Genomic DNA, 22,396 nt, shown 5'->3' with positions numbered 1-22,396 from the left:
CTTCCAGCGCCAGCTTAACGATAAAGGTAGCACTCTATGATCAGTCGAGATAAAGCCCCAACGGCTCAAGAAACTTTTATGCAGATGGCACAAGCAGCCGGACTGAGAGGTAGGCTGCTTGTAACTGTCGGTATTTTAATTTTGGTTCGCCTGGGTATTTATTTACCAGTCCCAGGAATTGATAGACCTAGATTCGCCGAAGCCATTTCGGGCAATAATTCCATATTTGGTTTATTGGATATATTCTCCGGGCGGGGACTTTCTACTTTAGGGGTCTTTGCTTTAGGGATTCTGCCCTTTATTAATGCGTCCATTATCATTCAATTGCTGACGGCAGCAATACCATCTTTAGAAAATTTACAGAAAAATGAAGGCGAAGCTGGTCGCCGGAAAATTTCCCAAATTACTCGTTATGTAACTGTAGGTTGGGCGATTGTCCAAAGTACAGCTTTCTCGGCTTTATTTCTGCAACAATTTGCCTTACAGCCAGGGCCAATATTTGTAGCGGAAACTGCGATCGCCCTCACGGCTGGTTCTATGTTCGTCATGTGGGCATCGGAACTGATCACGGAACGCGGTATTGGTAACGGCGCATCTTTGTTGATTTTTGTCAACATTGTTGCTTCTTTACCGAAATCTTTGGGTGACACCATCGACTTAGTACAGATTGGCGGTAGAGAAATTGTTGGTCGCGTAATTGTACTAGTGTTAGTCTTCCTAGCCACAATTGTCGGTATCGTCTTCGTTCAAGAAGGTATTCGCCGCATCCCCATCATTTCCGCTCGTCGTCAAGTTGGTCGTCGGGTGTTAGCGGAACAACGCAGCTACTTACCCTTACGCCTCATCTCCGGCGGTGTGATGCCAATCATTTTTGCCGCAGCCATCCTTAGCTTGCCGCTTTTGATTGCTAACTTTACCAAAAATCCAGAGTTGGCGAACATTGTCAACACCTACCTCAGTCCTGGTGGTTCTGGTTCTTGGGTGTACGCTTTGGTGTACTTAATTTCCATCGTTTTCTTTAGCTACTTCTACTCGTCTTTAATTGTTAACCCTGTGGATGTGGCTCAGAACTTGAAAAAAATGGGTTCTAGTATTCCAGGTATTCGTCCAGGGAAAGCGACTAGCGAATATATTGAGCGAGTAATTAACCGACTAACTTTCTTGGGTGCAATCTTCTTGGGCTTGGTTGCAATTATCCCCACTGCTGTAGAAAGAGCCTTGGGAGTACCAACATTTAAGGGATTAGGTGCAACATCTTTACTAATTCTCGTTGGTGTGGCGATTGAAACAGCAAAACAAGTCCAAACTTACGTTATTTCTCAGCGTTATGAAGGAATGGTGAAACAATAGTGACGCGACTAATCTTCTTGGGGCCGCCTGGTGCAGGTAAAGGAACACAAGCTCAAATTCTGGCACAGCATCTAAATATTCCGCATATTTCTACTGGCGATATTTTGCGCCAAGCCATGAAAGAGCAAACTCCTTTGGGAGTCAAAGCTCAAGGCTATGTAAATAGTGGTGAGTTGGTTCCTGACCAATTAGTGCAAGACTTGGTAGAGGAACGCCTTGATCAAGCAGATGCTAAATCTGGTTGGATATTAGATGGTTTTCCTCGCAAAGTCACACAAGCGGCTTTTCTGGAAGAATTGCTAGAAAAAACTGGTCAAGGTGGCGAAAGGGTAGTCAATTTAGACGCGCCAGATGATGTTGTAGTCACACGTTTATTATCCAGAGGACGGAAGGACGATACTGAAGAAGTAATTCGTCGTCGCTTGGAAATTTACCGTAACGACACCGCACCTTTGATTGATTATTACAGCGATCGCCAAAAACTACTAACCATCAACGGCGACCAATCCCAAGAAGAAGTCACTCACGAATTGAAACAAACTTTAGCTTCATAACTGAGGTGTGGGGCGTAGCGCCCTAACTACTCCCCATTCCCTGCTCAAGTCAAGATGTTGTCAAATTTAGCTAAGATATATTAATAAACGGTTGATATATTTCTTAAAATATGTTCTCTTGCAGATGAGTGCTGCATCCGAACAAAAAATTGTTGAATTGAGGAAAAAACTTGTCTAAACAAGATTTGATCGAAATGGAAGGCACTGTTACTGAGTCATTGCCTAACGCCATGTTTCGCGTTGACTTAGATAACGGCTTCAACGTTCTGGCACACATCTCTGGTAAGATTCGCCGTAACTACATCAAAATTTTGCCTGGCGATCGCGTCAAAGTAGAACTGACCCCCTACGACCTCACAAAAGGAAGAATTACTTACCGATTGCGTAAGAAGTAGATATATGTAAGGAAGTCTACCATAAAACAAATTATTTGGGTGTTACCCATTCACTTAATTGCATAAAAATTCCTAGAAATGCTATAATCTAACATTTGGAGTCAATTTTTAAAGGCATGAAAGTTAGAGCCTCGGTCAAAAAGATTTGTGAAAAGTGTAACGTGATCCGCCGTCGTGGGCGCGTTATGGTGATTTGTGAGAATCCCAAGCACAAGCAACGTCAAGGATAATATTTCCGTGGGCGTTGAGAATAAAGCAAACCCATATCACCAGCCAAAATACTGACGCGGTTGACCGCGTTGTGTTTTTCCATCAGACACTGCGAAAACAATAGGGAGTATTAATCGTGGCACGTATTGCCGGAGTAGACCTTCCACGCGATAAGCGCGTAGAAATTGGTCTAACCTATATCTACGGAATTGGGCTATCAAGGTCACAAGAAATCCTGGCGGCTACAGGGGTTAACCCAGATACCCGCGTTAAAGACCTCAGCGATGCCGACGTAGCAGCCCTTAGAGGTGAAGTCGAAAGCAACTATCAAGTTGAAGGTGACTTGCGGCGCTTGGAAGCAATGAACATCAAGCGCTTGGTAGACATTGGTACATACAGAGGCCGTCGTCATCGGATGGGCTTACCAGTAAGAGGACAAAGAACTCGTACTAATGCTAGAACCCGTCGTGGAAGACGGCAGACAGTCGCCGGTAAGAAGAAGGCTCCTGGTAAGTAAGATTTTTTTGCTTGCTATCAATAGCAAGTTTTACCTTAGATTAACTGAAATAATATGGCAAGACAACCAACAAAAAAATCTGGGAGTAAGAAGCAGAAACGGAACGTTCCTAACGGAATGGCTTACATCCAATCTACTTTCAACAATAGCATTGTCACCATTACCGATCAAAACGGCGATGTAATTTCCTGGGCTAGTGCTGGTTCTAGCGGTTTTAAAGGTGCTAAAAAAGGAACTCCCTTCGCAGCGCAAACCGCAGCTGAAAGTGCAGCTAGACGCGCAATAGACCAAGGAATGCGCCAAATTGAAGTTATGGTTAGCGGCCCAGGTGCAGGTAGAGAGACTGCGATTCGGGCATTGCAAGGTGCAGGGTTAGAAATTACCCTCATCCGCGACATTACCCCCATTCCTCACAATGGTTGCCGTCCACCCAAGCGCCGCCGCGTATAGGTCAAAACTTCCTAGCAATTAGAGTAACAGAACTTCCGACGGCTGGGACGACAATAAGCGTGTCAGCTCTTCCATCAGGGAGGGCTGAGATAAACCAAATCACCCCAAATATAATCAATACCCGTAAGCTAAGTTAGCAAGTCAAACTGTATCGCCACAAGATGATGGCAGTTTGATACTCCTAAATGAGCTTTGGACAATAAAGTAAATTCGAGAGGCAAATAAGTTTGCCTGCTAGCAGCACCTTAAATAAGGGAGGCTACTCCGTGGCGCAATTTCAAATTGAATGTGTAGAGTCTAATACAGAGGAAAGTCGGAATCATTACAGTAAATTTATTCTAGAACCTCTAGAGCGTGGTCAAGGAACAACAGTCGGCAATGCGTTGCGGCGAGTTTTACTTTCCAACCTAGAGGGAACAGCAGTTACAGCAGTAAGAATTGCGGGTGTTTCTCACGAGTTTGCTACAGTTCCGGGTGTACGGGAAGATGTATTAGAAATCATCATGCGGATGAAAGAAGTCATCCTCAAGAGTTACTCTTCTCAAGCCCAGATTGGCAGATTGTTAGTTACCGGGCCAGCAACCATTACGGCATCACATTTTGATTTGCCTAGTGAAGTTGAAGTTATCGACCCCACCCAGTATGTAGCTACTATTGCAGAGGGCGGCAAACTGGAAATGGAATTTCGCATTGAGCGAGGCAAAGGATATCGCACCGTTGAAAGAGGGCGTGAAGAAGCTACTTCTTTAGACTTTCTGCAAATCGATTCGATATTTATGCCAGTGCGGAAAGTTAACTACAGCGTCGAGGAAGTACGTGCAGATGGTGCAATTCCTAGAGATAGACTACTCCTGGAAGTTTGGACAAATGGTAGCATCTCTCCACAAGAAGCACTATCATCGGCAGCTGGCATTTTAGTAGAGTTGTTCAATCCGTTGAAAGACATCTCACTAGAACCAACGGATACAAATTCCGATATTCCAGACGACCCAACTGCCCAAATTCCCATCGAAGAATTGCAGCTTTCTGTCCGCGCTTACAACTGTCTCAAACGGGCGCAGGTCAACTCTGTAGCTGACTTGTTAGATTACACCCAAGAAGACTTGTTAGAAATTAAAAACTTCGGTCAGAAGTCAGCAGAAGAAGTTGTTGAAGCCTTACAGCGACGCTTGGGGATTACTTTACCTCAAGAAAGAAGTGGCAAACACGGCTAATTTAAACCTTTTAAAGTTCACCTTAGTATTATGCGTCACCGGAATCGAGTCAAAAAACTAGGTAAACCAGCAGATCAACGCCGCGCTCTGTTACGTGCGTTGACAACTGAGCTAGTCCGTCACGGTCGGATTACCACTACTTTGGTTCGAGCAAAAGTAGTGCGAAGCGAAGTAGATAAAATTATCACCCTGGCAAAAGATGGCTCTTTATCAGCCCGTCGCCAAGCATTGGGTTATATCTACGACAAGCAGCTAGTTCATGCACTGTTTGAGCAAGTTCCCTCTCGCTATGGTAATCGTCAAGGCGGATACACCCGCATTCTCCATACCGTACCTCGTCGTGGGGACAATGCGGAGATGGCGATTATTGAGTTGGTGTAGAGAAGGCAAAGAATTTTAGATTTTAGATTTTGGATTTTAGATTGAAAAATTTAAAATTGAAAATCGCAAATCCAAAATTTCAGCATAACTCAGCACTCAAATTATGTTAGATAGTCACCAGCCTACAGAAATTCAGCGAGTCGCCTTGGTAATTCAATACCTTGGCACTCATTTTCATGGCTGGCAACGACAAAAACATCATCGCTCAGTACAGGAAGAAATTGAAACTGCGATCGCTAAAATTATTGGGCATCATGTCACACTACATGGTGCAGGGCGTACAGATAGCGGCGTTCATGCTGCTGCTCAAGTAGCCCATTTTGACGCAACAGGTTCAATTCCCCCCCACAAGTGGGCATCGGTACTTAATAGCTATCTGCCCAAGGATATATTAATCAAGGCTTCAGCAGGTGTAGATAACCGTTGGCACGCTCGCTTTAGTGCAGCTTACAGGCGGTATCGCTATACAATTTATACTGAAGATTGGCCGAACTTGTTCGTTACCCCCTTCAGTTGGCATTATTATTATGCTCCCCTGGATGAAACTCTGATGCAGGCTGCCCTTACACCCCTATTAGGAAAGCATCACTTAGCCGCATTTCACCGTGCTGGGTCAAAGCGATCGCATTCCTGGGTAGAAGTGCAAGCAGTAGAGTGCGATCGTAGTGGGCCGTTTATCCATATTGAAATTCAGGCAAATGGATTTTTATATGGCATGGTGCGACTGTTGGTAGGAATGTTAGTACAGGTAGGTTCTGGACAAAGAACTCTGGCTAATTTCACCGAACTCTGGAAAGAACAACGCCGGGAAGAAGTAAAACACGCCGCACCGTCACAAGGTTTATGCTTGTTACGAGTCGGCTATCCAGATTTTCCCTTTACCCCTGACGTTTGGTATGACACCATGCCAAAGTTAGTTTTTAGTCAAGAGTCATTAGTTATTAGTCAACAGTCAACAGTCAACAGTCATTAGTCAAATACTATGGACTATGGACTATGGACTATGGACTATGGACTATGGACTCAAAAAAAATGACCAAGGACAAATAAAAATGAGTAAAACTTACTTACCCTCTCAAGATACCCTTGAGCGTGATTGGTACGTAGTAGATGCTACGGACAAACGCTTGGGTCGCCTCGCCAGCGAAATTGCCATGATTTTAAGAGGCAAAAATAAGGCTCACTATACCCCACACCTCGATACAGGTGACTTCGTTATTGTTGTTAACGCTGAAAAAGTAGCAGTTACAGGCAAGAAACGTACTCAAAAACTCTATCGCCGTCACTCTGGTCGTCCTGGTGGGATGAAGACAGAAACCTTTGCCAAGCTGCAACAGCGCTTACCAGAAAGAATTTTGGAACATGCTGTAAAAGGTATGTTACCTAAAAATAGCTTGGGTAAGCAGTTGTTCACCAAACTGAAAGTGTACGCTGGGCCTACTCATCCCCACGAAGCCCAAAAGCCTAAAGAACTTAACATTAATACAATTCCTGGAGCAGAAGATTAATGACAGTAGCAGAAGCAAATAGCGGTCGCGCCGTATACTGGGGTACAGGTCGCCGTAAGTCCGCAGTAGCACGGGTGCGCTTGGTTCCCGGTACTGGTCAGTTGACTGTAAATGGCAAGCCTGGAGAGTTGTATTTCCAGTTCAATGCCAATTATTTAGGTGTGATCAAAGCACCTTTAGAAACTCTTGGGCTAGAAAACGAATACGACATTTTAGTCAAAGCAGAAGGCGGCGGTCTAACTGGACAAGCTGACTCTGTGCGCTTGGGTGTTGCTCGTGCTTTATGCCAACTAGACCCAGAAAATCGCCCACCTTTAAAAACCGAAGGTTACTTAACCCGCGATCCTAGAGCTAAGGAACGGAAAAAGTACGGTTTGCACAAAGCCCGGAAAGCTCCTCAATACTCCAAACGATAAGATATTGGGGATTGCGCGTATGGTAGAGTTCCGAGTGCTGAATGGTTCAGCACTTATGACTCAGCACTAAATACTCGCTCTAACCCCTAAAAAGTTATAATTTATATAGATTCACCACAAAAGGAACAATGGCTAAACCTGATATTCATCCCAAGTGGTATCCAGACGCAAAAGTGTACTGCAACGGTCAAGTTGTAATGACTGTTGGTTCTACCAAACCAGAGTTACACGTAGACGTATGGTCTGGCAACCACCCTTTTTACACTGGTACTCAGAAGATTATTGATACTGAGGGTCGAGTAGAACGCTTCTTGCGTAAGTACGGTATGAGCAGCACTCAGAGTTCTGGCGAACAAAAGAAAAAGTAGCGGTTTGGCTCTGCTGTTAACGACGACCCTGCGTTTGCTGGGTCGATTGTCATTTTTTGCCGAGCCAACTTGTTATTTTTTTAAGGAGCGTCGCATTCGTTATGGCTGAATCATACCTGCTGGAGAAACTAAAATCCGTTGAACAAACATTCAATGAATTAACTCGCCGTCTGGCTGACCCTGATACGGCTAATAATCCTGATGAGTATCAAAAAATTGCTAAGTCTCGTTCTTCTTTGGAAGAAGTGGTAGAGGCTTACGATACTTGGAAAATTGCCCAGGAAGAATTAGTTGGGGCGCGTCAGGTACTCAAAGAATCAAGCAGTGATCCAGAGTTGCAAGAAATGGCAGCTTTGGAGGTAAAGGAATTAGAAGAAAAAATAGAATATTTAGAAACTCGCTTGAAGGTGTTGCTACTTCCCCGCGACCCCAACGATGATAAAAACATCATGTTGGAAATTCGCGCTGGTACTGGTGGCGATGAGGCGAGTATTTGGGCTGGTGACTTACTAAGGATGTATTCTCGCTACGCTGATACTCAGGGTTGGCGGGTGAAGTTGGTAAGTGAGTCGCTGGGTGAAATGGGCGGCTTCAAGGAAGTTATCTTGGAAATCCAAGGTGAGAGCGTTTACAGTAAGCTGAAATTTGAAGCTGGCGTTCATCGTGTGCAGCGTGTACCAGCAACGGAAGCTGGCGGACGGGTTCATACTTCGACCGCAACAGTGGCAATTATGCCAGAGGTTGATGATGTAGAAATTCATATCGACCCGAAAGATATTGAAATGACTACGGCGCGTTCTGGCGGTGCGGGTGGACAAAACGTCAACAAGGTGGAAACTGCGGTTGACTTGATGCACAAACCGACGGGAATAAGAATTTTCTGTACAGAAGAACGTAGCCAGTTGCAGAACAAAGAACGGGCGATGCAAATTCTACGGGCGAAGTTGTATGAAATCAAGCTGCGCGAACAACAAGAAGAAGTGACTTCGATGCGGCGATCGCAAGTTGGTACAGGGTCGCGATCGGAGAAGATTCGCACTTATAATTACAAAGATAATCGTGTGACTGACCACCGTTTAGGTCAAAACTTTGCCCTGAACCCGGCGTTGGAAGGCGATATTGAAGGAATGATTCAATCTTGTATTTCTCAAGACCAGCAAGAACGTTTGGCTGAGTTAGCTGCTTCTAGTGCTGGTTAATTGTTAGTTGAATAGATTATATTTAAGCCGTCTGTGAAGAACAGGCGGTTTTTTTATTTTATGTATATCGCAAAAGCAGAACCCACAAGGTAGGTGTAGAGGCTGAGTTGAAGTCAACAATAATTTAATTATTATTGTTGACTTAACCAAACTTCTAAATCTGCCATTGTAGAAAAATCTAATAGTGCTTCTCCTAATGCTTCTAACTGCCCAATAGATAATTTTTGAACTTGTTCGACTACAGATAAATCTAAATTTCCCAGTCGTCGATTTAACAACCGCAGAATTAGCTGTTGTTCTCCTTGCTGTAACCCTTGCTGTAACCCTTGCTGTAAACCTTCTTGTCTAGCTTGTTCTCTGTCTTGTTGATACAGTGGTGCTAATCTCATCACTAACTCCCGATCCTCTGCTGGTGTATTTTGATTAATTCGCAAGTTTTGTTGCAGGTTATAAAGTAATTCTAACGTGACTCTCAAAAATGGATGATTTGCTGGTAGTGCGGTTAATTCATCAATTGCTTGACGTTGTACCTTACCACGTCCTAATATTCTCAGCCACAGTGTTTCGTGAGTGCATGGTAACTGATGAATTACTACTATGGCTGTGCGGTAGTGTTTTGGTGTAAAGTACACTCCTGTTCCCCAATCTGATTTTTCAGTTGCACCAAACCCGCAGATGAGATTTTTTGATGCTGTGGGTGTGAGTATCCACAGTTGGGGAATTTCGGAGTTGGGGATTTTCATATTATTGCGCTTGGCTTCTCGCTGCATGGCGCTTTTGATTGATGATAATTTTGATATGCAATCGTTGATTTCGTCTGCGGATGCTGGGTTACGGAAGGGTTCAAATATGGCGGGTGTTGTCGCCATTTTTCCTAATAAGCCTAATGTGGCTATGTTGGCTGTTTGTGTAGGAATTGGTGTGAATAATACATCGATTTCTCGCACTTCGGCTGCGACTCGGCTTGCTGCTTGCACGCTTCCGAATGTTTTTAGTAGTTCTTCTAGGTAGTCTTTGGCAAATTGATCGTGGATGAATCTTGTCATTCCTTTGGCTTTTTCTAAGAAATTCTCTGCTATTTTACCAAAGCGATTGCGCCAAAAACTCCGCTTATTTCCAAAGTGCGATCGCTCTTACTTATCTTTGCTTATTAACAAGAGCTATTGCACGTACTTTATTATCTATTTAATTAAATAAATTGGTAATGCAGGCTTACAGCTTTAACACTAATGACGATATTTTAGATAAACTTTTGACAGGTAATTTAGAACTAGCAGAGAAAGAGAAACAAGGTATAGATATTGTTAGATATTGATGTCCAGTATAATAAATTTTACTTACACATTTTCTTGTGTAGTACTTAAATAATATGAATTATGAATTAACTTACCAGTGGCGACTCAGTATAAATGGCTTTAAAATGGTGTGCATCAATTTTACAGGTGCAACTATGTCTCTACGAAACGAGCCTTTAGATTGGCAGGTTAATTCTGAAGAAGCTTATGTTCCTGTTTATCATAAGGGTGATTTAGTTGGCTTTTTTAAAGAAGAATACATTAACGAAATTATTAATTATTTGAATGAAGATGATGTTTTAAAGAAAGCACTAAAAATAGCTTGTTTCGACTTATTACAAAAAACTGGTGGTGATACTAGTAAGGTTAATTCTTTAATTAAAAAATATATCAAACTTAGTGAGCGTCCTAAGTATGGAAGTAGAGCGATCGCACTTCTACTAAAAGAGCGCCAAAAAGAACTCGACCTAAGTGATGCAGAGTTTACAAAGTTTTGCGATACATTCAAAGTTTCTCCTTCAGAGTTGAACAATATTTATATTGGTGAACCAGTCAATGATAACTTATTATTACCTCTTACACGCATATTAGGAATTACAAAAGATCGTCTAATAGAAGTTAGAGATGGTTCTAATAATGACTAATTAAACTTAAAACTTTTCCTTACAGTGAAAACAGACAGTATTTTTTATCGCCTATTTCAAGAATTTCCAGATATATTCTTTGAGCTTATTGGCGATTCTCCAGATTTAGCCAGCATCTACCAATTCTCCTCAGTTGAAGTTAAACAAACATCATTCAGAATTGATGGTGTGTTTGTTCCTACGTTTGAAGATGAACAACCAATTTATTTTGTGGAAGTTCAGTTTCAAGCCGATGACAGAATCTACTCACGGTTGTTTGCTGAGGTTTGCTTATACCTGCGCCAAAATGAACCCAGAAATGATTGGGGTTCTGTGATTTTATACCCAAGCAGGAGTATAGACACAGGAGATATTAAACATTATCGGGAGTTTTTTGTTAGTGAGCGAGTCAGGCGGATTTATCTGGATGAATTAACAGTTGCGACTTCTTTACCAATTAGCCTAGCTACTGTCAAATTGATAGTAACCTCTGAAGATACAGCCATTGAAGAAGCAAGGGAGTTGATAGCCAGAACAAAATCAGAAATCAATTCAGCAGCTAAACAACAAGAGTTATTACAATTAATAGAGACTATCCTGTTGTACAAATTGCCCACAATTAGTAGGGAGGAATTGGAGAAAATGTTTACTCTTAGTGAACTAAGGAACACCAGATATTTTCAAGATGTTTTTCAAGAAGGCGTGGAACAGGGAGAGAGAATTGGCAAGTTAAAAGCAGTACCAGCAATGTTGTCATCAGGTTTGACTGTAGAACAAGTAGCACAAGCTTTGGAGTTAAGTATTGAGGATGTACAACAAGCTGCACAACAGCAGTCTCCTAACTCCCAAAATGGTGATTAGGTAAGATAACTTTCTCCTTCTATCCAACAAGAGTTTCTTAAGACAAATTATTGGTTAATTTTTGTTAATATTGGCAGTGTTGGTACTTCGTCCGCAACCCCCTATAATTTCTACCTGAGAGAAACTCGATGCTGCGATTAGAACATATTAGTAAAATTTATCCTACAGGCGAAGTTCTCAAAGATATCAACTGGGAAGTCAAACCAGGCGATCGCATTGGTTTAGTCGGTGTCAACGGTGCAGGTAAATCAACTCAGCTAAAAATCATTACTGGGGAAATTGAACCGACAGCAGGGGAAATTATCCGTCCTGCAAGTTTGCACATCGCTTACCTCAACCAAGAGTTTGAGGTAGATCCCAGCCGCACCGTTAGAGAAGAATTTTGGACAGTATTTAAAGAAGCTAACCAAGTACAGTTAGCTTTAAACAAAGTTCACCATGATATGCAAACAGCAACTCCAGAGGAACTGGATGAGCTAATCCATAAAATGGATCGTTTGCAGCGTCAGTTTGAAGCTTTGGATGGTTACGGTTTAGAAGCACGCATCGGGAAGATTCTCCCAGAAATGGGATTTGAGCAAGAAGATGGCGATCGCCTCGTCAGCGCTTTCTCTGGTGGCTGGCAAATGCGGATGAGTTTGGGTAAGATTCTTCTGCAAGCACCAGATATATTACTGCTGGACGAACCGACTAACCACTTAGATTTGGAAACCATTGAGTGGTTAGAAAATTACCTCAAAAAGCTGACTACCCCGATGGTGATAGTTTCCCATGACCGGGAGTTCCTTGACCGCCTCTGCACCCAAATTGTGGAAACTGAACGCGGTGTTTCTAGTACTTATCTGGGTAACTACACAGCTTATTTAGAACAAAAAGCTGAAAGTCAGTTAGCACAATTAAGTGCTTATGAACGTCAGCAAAAAGAAATCGAAAAACAACAAGCCTTCGTTGATAGATTCCGCGCTAGTGCTACCCGCAGTACCCAAGCCAAAAGCCGCGAGAAGCAATTAGATAAAATCGAGCGCATCGAAGCACCTGTTGCTGGGGTGAGAACTTTACATTTTCGCTTTCCTCCCGCACCCCGTAGTGGACGCGAGGTTGTGAAAATCAAGGATTTAACACATACCTACGACGACAAGATTTTGTTCTTGGGTGCAAATCTATTGATTGAACGAGGCGATCGCATTGCGTTCTTAGGCCCCAATGGTGCAGGGAAATCAACGCTATTGCGAATAATTATGGGTTTAGAACCAGCCACCGAAGGTAGTGTTTCACTAGGTGATCACGGTGTTATTCCTGGTTACTTCGAGCAGAATCAAGCTGAAGCTTTAGATTTGAACAAAACAGTGATGGAAACTATTCATGATGAAGTTCCTGACTGGAAAAATGAAGAAGTCCGCACGTTGTTAGGCAAATTTTTGTTTAGTGGTGATACCGTATTTAAACGGGTTGAATCATTAAGTGGAGGAGAAAAAGCACGTCTAGCATTGGCTAAAATGCTTTTACGTCCTGCTAACTTAGTCATTCTCGATGAGCCTACTAATCACCTAGATATTCCAGCAAAAGAAATGTTGGAAGAAGCCTTACAAAATTACGATGGTACGGCGATTGTTGTTTCTCACGACCGTTATTTTATCTCGCAGGTAGCCAACAAAATTGTAGAAATTCGGGACGGAGAGTTCCGCGTATATCTAGGTGATTACCACTATTACTTAGATAAAATTGCGGAGGAAAAAGAAGCCGCAAAATTAGAAGCGATCGCAGCCGAAAAAGCAGCTAAAAAAGCAGCTAAATCTGCTAAATCTACCGCAAAGAAGAAGTAAAAATAGGGAGTGGGGAGTAGGCAGTAGGGAGTGGGGAAAAAATCTACTCTATATACTTTTTCCCCTCTTATCACAAAATATTTTCAACAATTACTAAGATTAAAGAAAATCTAAAAAAAATAGATTTATGTCATAAAAGAAGTTAATAGGCAGAAATTCACTTGCAGAGGCTAGTAGCAGTGGTATCATTCGGGTATTACAAAAAGTAAAGGGCAATTTTATTATGACCAAAGCACCTGTTGCTCCTGTGGTGCTAGTCATTTTAGACGGATGGGGCTACTGCGAGGAGACGCGAGGAAATGCTATTGCTGCTTCTAAAACTCCAGTGATGGAGAGTTTATGGGCAGCTTACCCGCACACCCTCATCCACACATCAGGGAAAGCCGTAGGATTGCCAGAAGGTCAAATGGGCAACTCAGAAGTTGGTCATTTGAACATTGGTGCTGGGCGAGTCGTACCACAGGAATTGGTACGAATCTCCGATGCAGTGGAGGATGGTTCTATCCTCAGCAACTCAGCTCTTGTCAAAATTTGCCAGGAAGTTCGCAATCGGAATGGCAAGCTACATTTAGTAGGGCTTTGTTCTGAGGGGGGTGTACACTCGCATATCACCCATCTATTCGGACTAATTGACTTAGCCAAAGATCAGCGAATTTCTGAAGTTTGTATTCATGCCATTACTGATGGTCGTGATACTGCACCAACAGATGGTATAGCTGCAATCAGCGCCATAGAGGACTACATAGGACGTGTGGGTGTTGGACGCATTGTTACCGTGAGCGGTCGTTATTACGCAATGGATCGCGATCGCCGTTGGGATCGGGTACAACGCGCCTACGATGTCATGACGCAAGCTGGCGCAGGAGACGGACGCAAAGCCGTAGATGTTTGTAAAACATCTTACTCTGAAGGGGTGACTGACGAATTTATCGCTCCAGTTCGGATTGCTCCTGGTACTGTCGAGCCAGGAGATGGGGTGATATTCTTTAATTTCCGTCCAGACCGTGCTAGACAGTTAACCCAAGCCTTTGTCAGTCCCAAATTTACAGGTTTTGAAAGACAGCAGATTAAGCCCCTGTCTTTTGTAACATTTACACAGTACGATTCTGACTTGTCCGTATCTGTAGCCTTTGAGCCGCAGAACTTGAGCAATATTCTGGGTGAAGTCATCGCCAATCACGGTTTAAAGCAGTTCCGCACCGCCGAAACCGAAAAATATGCCCATGTCACCTATTTCTTTAACGGTGGCTTAGAAGAACCCTTTGTAGGGGAAGACAGGGAACTTGTCAGCAGTCCGATGGTAGCGACTTACGACAAAGCGCCAGCCATGTCAGCAGCAGCTGTGACAGAGACAGCGATCGCCGCTCTCAAAAAGGGGATATATTCTCTAGTGGTGATTAATTATGCTAACCCCGACATGGTAGGGCATACTGGTCAAATAGAACCGACAATTCAAGCTATTGAAACAGTAGATACTTGTTTGGGGCGCTTGTTAGAAGGGGTGAGCAAAGTTGGCGGTACAGCAATTATTACCGCCGACCACGGCAACGCCGAGTCTATGATGGATGAAGAAGGTAATGCTTGGACAGCTCACACAACTAACCCAGTTCCCCTAATTTTAGTGGAAGGTGAAGGCGCGAAAATTCCTGGACGTGGTACTAATGTCGAACTACGTAGCGATGGCAAACTAGCCGACATTGCACCCACGATTCTCGATATTTTACAGCTACCCCAACCACCAGAAATGACTGGGCGATCGCTCCTCCAACCAGCAGAATACGATGTGCAACGTCCTCTCAGTCGTATCCCTGTAGGTCTGAATTAACAGTTATGAGTGCTGGGTTCTCAGTGCTGAGTTAAAATCTAGTTTCGGAGGCTGTTTGCAAAGCCAGTAAACCTGTTTAACTTAGTGCTTGCAGAAGGAGATGAGTTGTTAGTAAATACATCAGTATAAACTAAAGATACACTCATCACCTTCTACTCAGGACTCAGCACTAATTTTTGTTAGCTGTTTTCTCATTGGCAAACCCTTCTGTTTTCAAACTTGTTATAAAAGAGATTGCTACCATGACTGTGACTAATATCGTACAAGCGATTTGGGCGCTTGCCGCCCTTGGTTTAATAGTTTTAGTATTACTTCATAGCCCTAAAGGTGACGGTATTGGGGCAATAGGCGGACAAGCCCAGCTATTCAGCAGCACCAAAAGTGCCGAAAACACCTTAAACCGTGTGACATGGGCTTTAACAGTAATTTTCCTGGGTTTAACAGTAGTTTTAAGCGCTGGCTGGCTACCTAAGTAAGTATGTATGTAGTGGAGTATAGGTAAATGGGGAATACAATTCAATACCCAAAACCTAATACCCGAAAAAATTTCATCACAAAGCGTTTACTAGCAGTCCTTACCTTAACTATAGGTACAACTATAGGTACAGGACTGCTAATTATTTTAACTAACCTGCAATTTAGTAATGCTTTAACAGCAAACCCTGCACCAAAACCCCATCCTTTACCACCGACACTCGCGCAATGGCAAGATGAAACTAATAGCGGTGATTACTTTTCTCAAATTGCTACAACTGAAGTAGGTTATTTAGTGTGGTCGCAATTTCCTGTAAAAGTTTATATTAAACGACCACAAACTATTAACCAGGAACAGGCGCAAACATGGGTTAATAGTATTTTAAAGACTGTGCAGGAGTGGAATAATTATTTACCTTTAATAGTTGTAGAACAGCCAGAAATTGCTGATATTACCATCGAACGCAAAACACCGCCTCTAGAATTGTCCCGCGAAAATAAAATCCCCCGTGCGCGTTCTGCCCTGACTCGCTATGAGTTATACACTAGTAATAATGTTTTATTACACCGCTTCACTATTTTATTAAGTCCTAGCCAAACTGGTGATTATCTACTTGCAGCTTCCCGCCACGAACTCGGTCACGCCTTGGGAATTTGGGGACATAGTTCCCTACAAACCGATGCTTTATATTTTTCCCAAGTCCGCAACCCACCGCCAATTTCTCCCAGAGATGTGAATACTTTGAAGCGAGTTTATCAACAGCCGACTGCTCTCGGTTGGTAGTTACTTTAACTTCAACAACCAAAATTTATAATTTAAAAATTCTATCGTTAATAAAGATAGAAAAAAACATAGAATCTGTTATGTAACTCTTATACATGGAATAATGAGTATTGTAACATAAGCCTTAATTTAAGAGAGTAAGTTGTAATGGCTGGAATTGAATCCCGTGATTATACATTAGAAGAGTTATTTCAAGACTTCTATGTAGTTAAAGAATACCAGCGTGAATATGTTTGGGAGGAAAAGCAGGTTAGAGAACTTCTTGAGGATGTTTATGAAAAATTTTTAGATAATAAATCTGGCTCTGACTGGGAGTGTTTTATAGGTAGTATCATTGTTTGCAAATCTCAAGAATTATATGAACTAATTGACGGACAGCAAAGAATGACGACTGCTTATTTAATTTTGTGTGCCGTAAGAGATTATTTACTAGAACTGAATCCAGATGAACCTGTTGGTAAACTTAAAGGATTTATTACTTCATATGTCGTGGAGGAAAATGGTAGCGAAAAATTTAAGGAAAGAATAGAACTTCAATATGATGAAGAAAGCCGTAATGTTTTAGAAAAAATTGCTAGGCAACAAAATTTTATAGATGTTTCTGAAAATAGTTCTGTAATACGTCTCAAGAATGCTTATCAATTTGCATTATATTTTCTTAAAGAGAAATTTAGTGGAAATGAAAACACTATTCAAGAGGTTAGACAGTTTTATGCACGTTTTATTAAAAATGTAAGAGTAGTTCGTGTAGAAACTAAGAGTATGTCGCACGCACTCAACGTTTTTGAAACTATTAATAACCGTGGAGTTGGTCTTGACTCTATGGATCTTCTTAAAAACCTTATGTTTCTCCAGATTACTAAAAATAAAATTATTAAAGATAAAGATTTTGAAAAACTTAAGAATAAATGGAAAGAGATGCTAAAAATTTTATATGAATCGAATGAAAATCCTATAAGGTTCCTCCGTTATTTTATTATGTCTAACTATGGTTATGAGCGTATCAGAGAAGATAAAATTTATGAATGGTTTAAGGAAGATAAAAATAAATCTAAATATGAAAATAAGCCATTTGAATTTGTGGATTCTTTATTAAAATCCGCCAAATCATTAGCACATTTTAAAGAAGGAAAAGATATTTCTAGTAAAAATAATCGTTATCTCTTGAATATATCTTATCTTTCTACTAGCCAGCATTTTGTATTACTTTTAGCTGCTCAACATTTCTCAAAGGAAATGTTTACGGAAATTTGTAAACATCTTGAAAATTTTTTATTTATCTATATTATTACAGAAGCTAGGTCAAGTAAACTTGAAGTTTTATTTGTAAAATGGGCATCTAAACTAAGGCAAATTATTAATCAAGAATCACTTGAACAGTTTATATCTGAAGAAATTCAAGTAGAAAAACAAAAGCTATCAGAGAAATTTCTAATTGCTTTTAAAAAACTTGATGAAGATGCTGTACGAAAAAAGGTATTGCAGTATATTTTAGCTAAACTTACGCAATATATTGATGAATTAGCCTATGGAGAAACAGAAGCTCACACCTATTTAAGAAATTATATAAATAAAACTGTTGAAATAGAGCATATATTACCTCAGAATTATGAGTTAGTTAAATCATCATTTGATAAACAAGACCAAATAGATAAATATGTTAAATATTTAGGAAACCTTACTTTAATAGAGAAGCCTATCAATACTTCTGTAAAGAATAAAACATTTGAGGTGAAGAAAAAAGCTTATCAAAAATCGAAATTTTTGATTACTAGGTCAATAGTAGAACCAATAAATATTGGCTTAAACACAGCTATTGACCGTGCAGTAAAAGATTTAAACACATTTGAGGAATGGAACTCAGCAGCAATTGAGCGTAGGCAGGAAATGTTAGCTCAATTAGCTAAGAAAGTTTGGGATGTGTAAGTGATGAGACAGAGTGTTTATTTTAATGATTTGGAAATGTAGCAAAGTAGAAATTGCTAACCTCTGCTTTTTAAATGATTAAAATTCACAAGAAACTAACTAAAAATTAATATGTCTTACCTCTAAGCTCCCCAAGTTAGTTTTACTGGCTGCTGGGCAAGAACTTCTTGATACAATTCTTCCAAATGAGTAATATTTTTACTCAAAGTATAACGTTCTAAAACTCGATTTCTGGCTTTCTGCCCTAGCACTGTTGTTAACTCTGGATGGTCTTGGAATAGTGGTAAAAGGGTGCGTAACTGCGATCGCACTGTCTTAGTATTCATTACTACCCCAGCACCTTTCTCTAAAACTTCCCCATCTGCGCCTACATCAGTTGCTAGACAAGCGATTCCACAAGCCATCGCCTCTAATAACGATAGGGATAAACCTTCAACTAAGGAGGGTAAAATAAATACATCACCACCTCGTAAAATCTCTATCCGACGCTCTTCACTAGCTAAAAATCCCAACCAGATCACGCCATACTCAGAATTATAAAAAGGTTCCAGGGTGGCTCTCAATGGCCCATCACCGACAATTAATAATTTACTACCAGCCTCCATATTCGCTTGTTTCCAAGCTCTTAACAGAGATTCTACATTTTTCTCTGGGGCTATTCTTCCTTGGTAGACAAACAAGCGTTCAGCTTTAAATTCTGCTTTGACATTGGAAGTACCTGGAGAGTATTTGCTGGTATCTACCCCATTAGGAATGACTGCGATTTTCTTTTCGCGTACACCCATACTCGCCAATAGTTCGCGCTGAATTTGGGAAAATACAATCACGCGATCATAGTTATCTAAGAAAGGCGCGTATAGTTGATAGGCTAAAAGCTGTGTGCCTGATATTAGTTTTGCACCCTTGCCAGCAAATGGGGTGTGAAATGTAGCAATCAGAGGTAGATTTAACTGGTCACAAATTTCTGGGAGAAAAAAGTCTAATGGGGATAAAGTTAGCGAAGCATGGACGACATCTGGTTTGATTTCCCTTAATGACTCAGTTAAAACCTTAGTCGCTTTGAAAGTAGGAATTGTATAAACCTGCGACTTGTAAATGAAGGGTAAGGAAACTTCTTGGAAGTTCGGCCAATTGTCAGGTTCAGGTTCTTCTTGAGCAAAATGGAGGAAGCTTACTTGATGTCCCCTATCTAATAAGGCGTTGGTAACTTCTCTACTGTAAGTGACGTTGCCACAAAAGGGTGATTTTTTTCCAATCCAGGCTATACGCATTCTTTATCGGCTATCAGAAGAGCGTGGTTTATTTATTTTGAATCTTTGGTTACTTATCTTGCTTTACTTGCTGGCTATCTACATTCTGAATATATTTCTGCTCAACCAGTAAGAAGCCAAATTTTGGGTTTGCTAAACCACATTTCTTTTAGGCTTATTTCGTTTTTTAGTTGTACAGTATTTTTACAACAAAAAACCCTGCTTGGTTGATATCAAACTAATCCCCAGCAAGTTTGTGATCAAATTTTCTGCAATCAGTTTAGCATGAAAGCAAAATTTATAATTACCTCAAATTTTGATTATTAATCACGAGAGTTATACCAAGTCAATATACCACCTGAAAAGACGATCGCCGCTAATGCCAAAAAGACCACTTTTAAACCCACAAAGGTTTCAGCCACACCCGCTAACGCTAAGGGTAGAGACAAGGCAATATTAATAACGTTATTTTGCAGACCAAATACTTTACCACGCATTTCTGGCAGGGTTTCCGTCTGGATAGTTGTCTGCATGGGTATGGCGATGAGGGAGCCAAAAACACCTTGTAGCGTTACCAATAGCAGGACTAACCATAGCTGGGTTGTGAAGATAGAAAGCCCAACTAAAGAGGCTGTCATACCCAAACAACCAACAAGGCTTAATTGAGTATAAGAAAAACGTTGCCCAAACTGACCTAAAATTGTCGCGCCGATAGCAATACCAACACCACCAGCCGCCAGTAAAAAACCGAATTGAGAAGCTTTTAAGTTAGGGATAATTTCTGCCATGCGGACTGCGAGAACAGTTAAGGCGGCGATAACAGAAAATAATATTGTTAGTTGTAATAAGGCGTTGCGAACCCGGTAATTTTCTTTGAGGTAGCGTAACCCATCGCGTAAATCTTCAAAGACATGGGGAAATTCTGTTTCTGGGCTGTGGGTTTTTTCGTGAGTCGTTAATAACAGCAACATTATACTAGCGATCGCATAACTGCCACCCACCAAAAGTTCCTTCCCAAACCCATCATTACCACCTAACTGCGCCCAAATATTATCCGCCAGAGCCAGTAATGGTTCTCCCACAGCAAACCCTACTATCACCGATGCCATCATCGTGGTTGTGTATAGGGAATTAGCCGAAAGTAAATCTTGTTCTTTCACCACCAGAGGAATTGCTGCTTGTTCTGCTGGGGCAAAAAATTGAGTGAGAGTAGATACTAAAAAAGTCACAGCCAAAATTATCAGAAAACCTACTGGTAAAACGCCTACTGGTTGCCAATCATGAGTTAACCACAACAGAAAAGGTATGCCCAATACCAAAATCCCGCGCCAAGCGTTTGTGGCTACTAACACGGCTTTTTTTGACCATCTATCAACAAATACACCAGCTAAAGAACCAAACAACACTGCTGGTATCGTGAAAGACATCATCAATGCCGATACCCAACCGCTAATACTTTGATCACTCGCTTGAAACTGAGTATTAATCAGGGCAATCATTAATACTAAATATACTTTGTCTGCCAGTTGGCAAAACACTTGACCGCCCCAAAGTGCCAAAAAGTTAGGGTTTTTGAATATAGCAAAAAAACCCTGATGCTGCATAGTTTCTGAGTCTTCCCCACCAGAACCAGAGTCATCTGTTGGTGGGACTGCTTCTGGCGTAGGGGTTACTGGTACTCGTCCATTCCCATTAACTTCAACTTTGGCTAATTCGGGTAAGTGCTTGTCACTTTCAGGTGGTATATCAGTTTTATGATTTTCCGATATCCAATCTTTCTCGTTTGTAGAAATGTCTGGTGAAGACTCTGGACTATGTTTGTGGCTGGGTACAGGCTGGGGTACAGCACTTAAATGATTATGTGCTGTGGGGTCTGATGCCCTATGCTGTTTGTTGGCGTGGTTGGGTGATAAGGGCAGAACTTTTCTATCCAATTCAGACGGTTGCATCATGGTTAGCAGCAAAATAAGAATCAATCAAAGTAGCAGAGCGGATAGGACGACCCAAATGATACTGAGCATACTGGCGTAAAACTTGCTCTACAGATAACCAGTTTGCATTATTGACGGTACTAATTTGCATTATCTCCGGTTGTGACAACTGTTGGAGCATCGTAAGTTCTTGAGCAGTTAACCGAGCGATAATAGCGGGTAACTCTTGGCGATGCACAACTGTTTGATAGTCAGGGGTTGTAGAGTCAGGAGTATGAGTAACTGGCTTCTGCGATTTTTCCGGCTTCTTCACAAGTTCTTTGCGTAAATTTTCCCAAGCTTGTAGCGAAACTATTCCGCCAGCCGCGATGCTAAACCCGACTCGCCAATTAGGATCTATCAAGTCAGGCGTTAAAGGAATTTGAGTCAAGCAACAAATTTGGACTTGTGGTGCGAGTCCATCTAAGGCTAACAAATGGAAAACTGCGTGAGCTAGGTAAGCAAGAACACCAGATGATTCACCTGTGGGTAACTCTTCCAAGCGATGCAGGTGTTCATTGAGTAATTCGTATAGTTCTTGTTGTGGATGTTCACTCAAAGCTTGAGACAGAACTATTTCTGCTAGATACTGACTAGCAGCTAATTTACCCAAATCTTTTGCCAAACCAGGGTAAGTTTTTAACGTTTGGGCTTGTGTAATTTTATCAAGCGATCGCCCTCTAGCAATCAGTAGTTCGTTGACTACAAACATCCCACTTCTACCGCCAAGGCTGGATTTATGCTTACGTGAGCCTGGGGCGATCGCTCGAATCAAACCAAATTCCTGTGTTAAAATCGTCACTATTCTATCCGATTCCCCCAGAGCTTGGGCTTTAAGATTAATACCAGTCGCCTTATAAGTTTTACTCATTAGTCATTAGTCATTGGTGAGTCCAGTCCTGTAGGCGGGAGACCCGCCTACAGGACTGGCGTTCGCCCTTGGCGTGCCGTTGGCGCAGCCTCTCGTAGAGAAGGCATACCCGGAGGGTCATTAGGTAAAGAC

24 protein-coding genes are annotated in these 22,396 nt (G+C 41.6%); 20 read left to right on the top strand and 4 right to left on the bottom strand.

Features of this window, described 5'->3' with window-relative positions; all coding sequences use genetic code 11:
• The first annotated feature begins 36 nt into the window (after nt 1-36).
• The 13 genes from secY to prfA all read left to right on the top strand — a co-directional run bounded on the left by secY (nt 37) and on the right by prfA (nt 8,562).
• On the top strand, nt 37-1,350 hold the full coding sequence (gene secY, locus NSMS1_RS07130; RefSeq protein WP_224092164.1) for a preprotein translocase subunit SecY: 1,314 nt from the start codon (nt 37-39) through the stop codon (nt 1,348-1,350).
• A complete protein-coding gene (locus tag NSMS1_RS07125; protein WP_224092163.1) occupies nt 1,350-1,904 on the top strand; it encodes an adenylate kinase in 555 nt (184 codons plus the stop codon). Before secY ends, NSMS1_RS07125 begins: the two co-directional genes overlap by 1 nt.
• 170 nt (nt 1,905-2,074) lie before the next feature.
• Nucleotides 2,075-2,299, top strand: coding sequence for a translation initiation factor IF-1 (gene infA, locus NSMS1_RS07120; RefSeq protein WP_006276978.1), 225 nt, complete (start codon nt 2,075-2,077; stop codon nt 2,297-2,299).
• 116 nt (nt 2,300-2,415) lie between these two features.
• Nucleotides 2,416-2,529, top strand: coding sequence for a 50S ribosomal protein L36 (gene rpmJ / locus NSMS1_RS07115; protein WP_224092162.1), 114 nt, complete (start codon nt 2,416-2,418; stop codon nt 2,527-2,529).
• Between the two features lie 116 nt (nt 2,530-2,645).
• The gene (gene rpsM, locus NSMS1_RS07110) at nt 2,646-3,026 is read left to right on the top strand and encodes a 30S ribosomal protein S13 (RefSeq protein WP_011317575.1); all 381 of its coding nucleotides are present in this window, start codon (nt 2,646-2,648) and stop codon (nt 3,024-3,026) included.
• 54 nt (nt 3,027-3,080) lie between these two features.
• Nucleotides 3,081-3,476: a 30S ribosomal protein S11 gene (gene rpsK, locus NSMS1_RS07105; RefSeq protein WP_010998331.1), complete on the top strand. Its 396-nt coding sequence runs from the start codon at nt 3,081-3,083 to the stop codon at nt 3,474-3,476.
• A gap of 266 nt (nt 3,477-3,742) precedes the next feature.
• Nucleotides 3,743-4,690, top strand: coding sequence for a DNA-directed RNA polymerase subunit alpha (locus NSMS1_RS07100; RefSeq protein ID WP_224092161.1), 948 nt, complete (start codon nt 3,743-3,745; stop codon nt 4,688-4,690).
• A 30-nt stretch (nt 4,691-4,720) separates the two neighbouring features.
• Entirely contained in the window at nt 4,721-5,071 is a 351-nt protein-coding gene (gene rplQ, locus NSMS1_RS07095; protein ID WP_224092160.1) for a 50S ribosomal protein L17, read from the top strand.
• A gap of 103 nt (nt 5,072-5,174) precedes the next feature.
• The gene (gene truA, locus NSMS1_RS07090; protein ID WP_224092159.1) at nt 5,175-6,044 is read left to right on the top strand and encodes a tRNA pseudouridine(38-40) synthase TruA; all 870 of its coding nucleotides are present in this window, start codon (nt 5,175-5,177) and stop codon (nt 6,042-6,044) included.
• Between the two features lie 79 nt (nt 6,045-6,123).
• Nucleotides 6,124-6,579 (top strand): 50S ribosomal protein L13, encoded by a 456-nt coding sequence (rplM, locus tag NSMS1_RS07085; RefSeq protein WP_067765857.1) that lies wholly within the window; start codon nt 6,124-6,126, stop codon nt 6,577-6,579.
• Nucleotides 6,579-6,995 carry a 30S ribosomal protein S9 gene (gene rpsI, locus NSMS1_RS07080; RefSeq protein WP_067765854.1) on the top strand — a complete coding sequence of 139 codons (417 nt, stop codon included), beginning with the start codon at nt 6,579-6,581 and terminating at the stop codon, nt 6,993-6,995. The genes rplM and rpsI overlap by 1 nt, the downstream gene beginning before the upstream one ends.
• Before the next feature lie 128 nt (nt 6,996-7,123).
• Nucleotides 7,124-7,363: a 50S ribosomal protein L31 gene (rpmE, locus tag NSMS1_RS07075; protein ID WP_067765851.1), complete on the top strand. Its 240-nt coding sequence runs from the start codon at nt 7,124-7,126 to the stop codon at nt 7,361-7,363.
• A gap of 101 nt (nt 7,364-7,464) precedes the next feature.
• Nucleotides 7,465-8,562: a peptide chain release factor 1 gene (prfA, locus tag NSMS1_RS07070; protein ID WP_224092158.1), complete on the top strand. Its 1,098-nt coding sequence runs from the start codon at nt 7,465-7,467 to the stop codon at nt 8,560-8,562.
• 131 nt (nt 8,563-8,693) lie between these two features.
• Here prfA and NSMS1_RS07065 read toward each other — a convergent pair whose 3' ends face one another.
• Nucleotides 8,694-9,608, bottom strand: coding sequence for a DUF4351 domain-containing protein (locus NSMS1_RS07065; RefSeq protein WP_224092157.1), 915 nt, complete (start codon nt 9,606-9,608; stop codon nt 8,694-8,696).
• Nucleotides 9,609-10,012: 404 nt separating this feature from the next.
• On the opposite strand from NSMS1_RS07065, the gene NSMS1_RS07060 reads away from it, so the two are divergent.
• From NSMS1_RS07060 to NSMS1_RS07030, 7 genes are all read left to right on the top strand, one after another.
• Complete coding sequence (locus NSMS1_RS07060; protein ID WP_224092155.1) at nt 10,013-10,501, top strand: hypothetical protein; 489 nt, start codon at nt 10,013-10,015, stop codon at nt 10,499-10,501.
• 24 nt (nt 10,502-10,525) lie between these two features.
• Complete coding sequence (locus tag NSMS1_RS07055) at nt 10,526-11,341, top strand: Rpn family recombination-promoting nuclease/putative transposase (protein ID WP_224092153.1); 816 nt, start codon at nt 10,526-10,528, stop codon at nt 11,339-11,341.
• Nucleotides 11,342-11,469: 128 nt separating this feature from the next.
• A complete protein-coding gene (locus tag NSMS1_RS07050; RefSeq protein WP_224092151.1) occupies nt 11,470-13,164 on the top strand; it encodes an ABC-F family ATP-binding cassette domain-containing protein in 1,695 nt (564 codons plus the stop codon).
• 223 nt (nt 13,165-13,387) lie between these two features.
• The gene (gene gpmI / locus NSMS1_RS07045; protein ID WP_224092150.1) at nt 13,388-14,989 is read left to right on the top strand and encodes a 2,3-bisphosphoglycerate-independent phosphoglycerate mutase; all 1,602 of its coding nucleotides are present in this window, start codon (nt 13,388-13,390) and stop codon (nt 14,987-14,989) included.
• A 242-nt stretch (nt 14,990-15,231) separates the two neighbouring features.
• A complete protein-coding gene (secG, locus tag NSMS1_RS07040; RefSeq protein ID WP_224092148.1) occupies nt 15,232-15,465 on the top strand; it encodes a preprotein translocase subunit SecG in 234 nt (77 codons plus the stop codon).
• Nucleotides 15,466-15,491: 26 nt separating this feature from the next.
• Nucleotides 15,492-16,247: a peptidase gene (locus tag NSMS1_RS07035; protein WP_224092147.1), complete on the top strand. Its 756-nt coding sequence runs from the start codon at nt 15,492-15,494 to the stop codon at nt 16,245-16,247.
• Between the two features lie 147 nt (nt 16,248-16,394).
• On the top strand, nt 16,395-18,173 hold the full coding sequence (locus NSMS1_RS07030; protein ID WP_224092146.1) for a DUF262 domain-containing protein: 1,779 nt from the start codon (nt 16,395-16,397) through the stop codon (nt 18,171-18,173).
• Nucleotides 18,174-18,295: 122 nt separating this feature from the next.
• Here the strand turns inward: NSMS1_RS07030 and NSMS1_RS07025 are convergent, their stop codons facing one another.
• From NSMS1_RS07025 to recO, 3 genes are all read right to left on the bottom strand, one after another.
• Nucleotides 18,296-19,444, bottom strand: coding sequence for a glycosyltransferase family 4 protein (locus NSMS1_RS07025; RefSeq protein WP_224092145.1), 1,149 nt, complete (start codon nt 19,442-19,444; stop codon nt 18,296-18,298).
• A 302-nt stretch (nt 19,445-19,746) separates the two neighbouring features.
• Nucleotides 19,747-21,375, bottom strand: a complete 1,629-nt coding sequence (locus tag NSMS1_RS07020) for an MFS transporter (RefSeq protein WP_411908669.1) — start codon at nt 21,373-21,375, stop codon at nt 19,747-19,749.
• Nucleotides 21,359-22,264, bottom strand: coding sequence for a DNA repair protein RecO (gene recO, locus NSMS1_RS07015; RefSeq protein WP_224092144.1), 906 nt, complete (start codon nt 22,262-22,264; stop codon nt 21,359-21,361). The genes NSMS1_RS07020 and recO overlap by 17 nt, the downstream gene beginning before the upstream one ends.
• Nucleotides 22,265-22,396: the final 132 nt, after the last annotated feature.

This window comes from Nostoc sp. MS1 (assembly GCF_019976755.1).
Taxonomy (GTDB): domain Bacteria; phylum Cyanobacteriota; class Cyanobacteriia; order Cyanobacteriales; family Nostocaceae; genus Trichormus.
The sequence above is the reverse complement of the archived record's forward strand: the minus strand, read 5'-3'. Positions and strand labels throughout refer to the sequence as shown.

Bases quoted from the DNA above. Each gene is read 5' to 3' on its own strand.
- NSMS1_RS07025 (WP_224092145.1), bottom strand. From the start codon at position 19,444: ATGCGTATAGCCTGGATTGGAAAAAAATCACCCTTTTGTGGCAACGTC.
- NSMS1_RS07030 (WP_224092146.1), top strand. From the start codon at position 16,395: ATGGCTGGAATTGAATCCCGTGATTATACATTAGAAGAGTTATTTCAA.
- secG (WP_224092148.1), top strand. From the start codon at position 15,232: ATGACTGTGACTAATATCGTACAAGCGATTTGGGCGCTTGCCGCCCTT.
- rpsK (WP_010998331.1), top strand. From the start codon at position 3,081: ATGGCAAGACAACCAACAAAAAAATCTGGGAGTAAGAAGCAGAAACGG.
- secY (WP_224092164.1), top strand. From the start codon at position 37: ATGATCAGTCGAGATAAAGCCCCAACGGCTCAAGAAACTTTTATGCAG.
- rpmE (WP_067765851.1), top strand. From the start codon at position 7,124: ATGGCTAAACCTGATATTCATCCCAAGTGGTATCCAGACGCAAAAGTG.
- NSMS1_RS07035 (WP_224092147.1), top strand. From the start codon at position 15,492: ATGGGGAATACAATTCAATACCCAAAACCTAATACCCGAAAAAATTTC.
- rplQ (WP_224092160.1), top strand. From the start codon at position 4,721: ATGCGTCACCGGAATCGAGTCAAAAAACTAGGTAAACCAGCAGATCAA.
- prfA (WP_224092158.1), top strand. From the start codon at position 7,465: ATGGCTGAATCATACCTGCTGGAGAAACTAAAATCCGTTGAACAAACA.
- NSMS1_RS07065 (WP_224092157.1), bottom strand. From the start codon at position 9,608: ATGACAAGATTCATCCACGATCAATTTGCCAAAGACTACCTAGAAGAA.
- NSMS1_RS07020 (WP_411908669.1), bottom strand. From the start codon at position 21,375: ATGATGCAACCGTCTGAATTGGATAGAAAAGTTCTGCCCTTATCACCC.
- rpsI (WP_067765854.1), top strand. From the start codon at position 6,579: ATGACAGTAGCAGAAGCAAATAGCGGTCGCGCCGTATACTGGGGTACA.
- NSMS1_RS07050 (WP_224092151.1), top strand. From the start codon at position 11,470: ATGCTGCGATTAGAACATATTAGTAAAATTTATCCTACAGGCGAAGTT.
- rpmJ (WP_224092162.1), top strand. From the start codon at position 2,416: ATGAAAGTTAGAGCCTCGGTCAAAAAGATTTGTGAAAAGTGTAACGTG.
- gpmI (WP_224092150.1), top strand. From the start codon at position 13,388: ATGACCAAAGCACCTGTTGCTCCTGTGGTGCTAGTCATTTTAGACGGA.
- rplM (WP_067765857.1), top strand. From the start codon at position 6,124: ATGAGTAAAACTTACTTACCCTCTCAAGATACCCTTGAGCGTGATTGG.
- truA (WP_224092159.1), top strand. From the start codon at position 5,175: ATGTTAGATAGTCACCAGCCTACAGAAATTCAGCGAGTCGCCTTGGTA.
- recO (WP_224092144.1), bottom strand. From the start codon at position 22,264: ATGAGTAAAACTTATAAGGCGACTGGTATTAATCTTAAAGCCCAAGCT.
- NSMS1_RS07060 (WP_224092155.1), top strand. From the start codon at position 10,013: ATGTCTCTACGAAACGAGCCTTTAGATTGGCAGGTTAATTCTGAAGAA.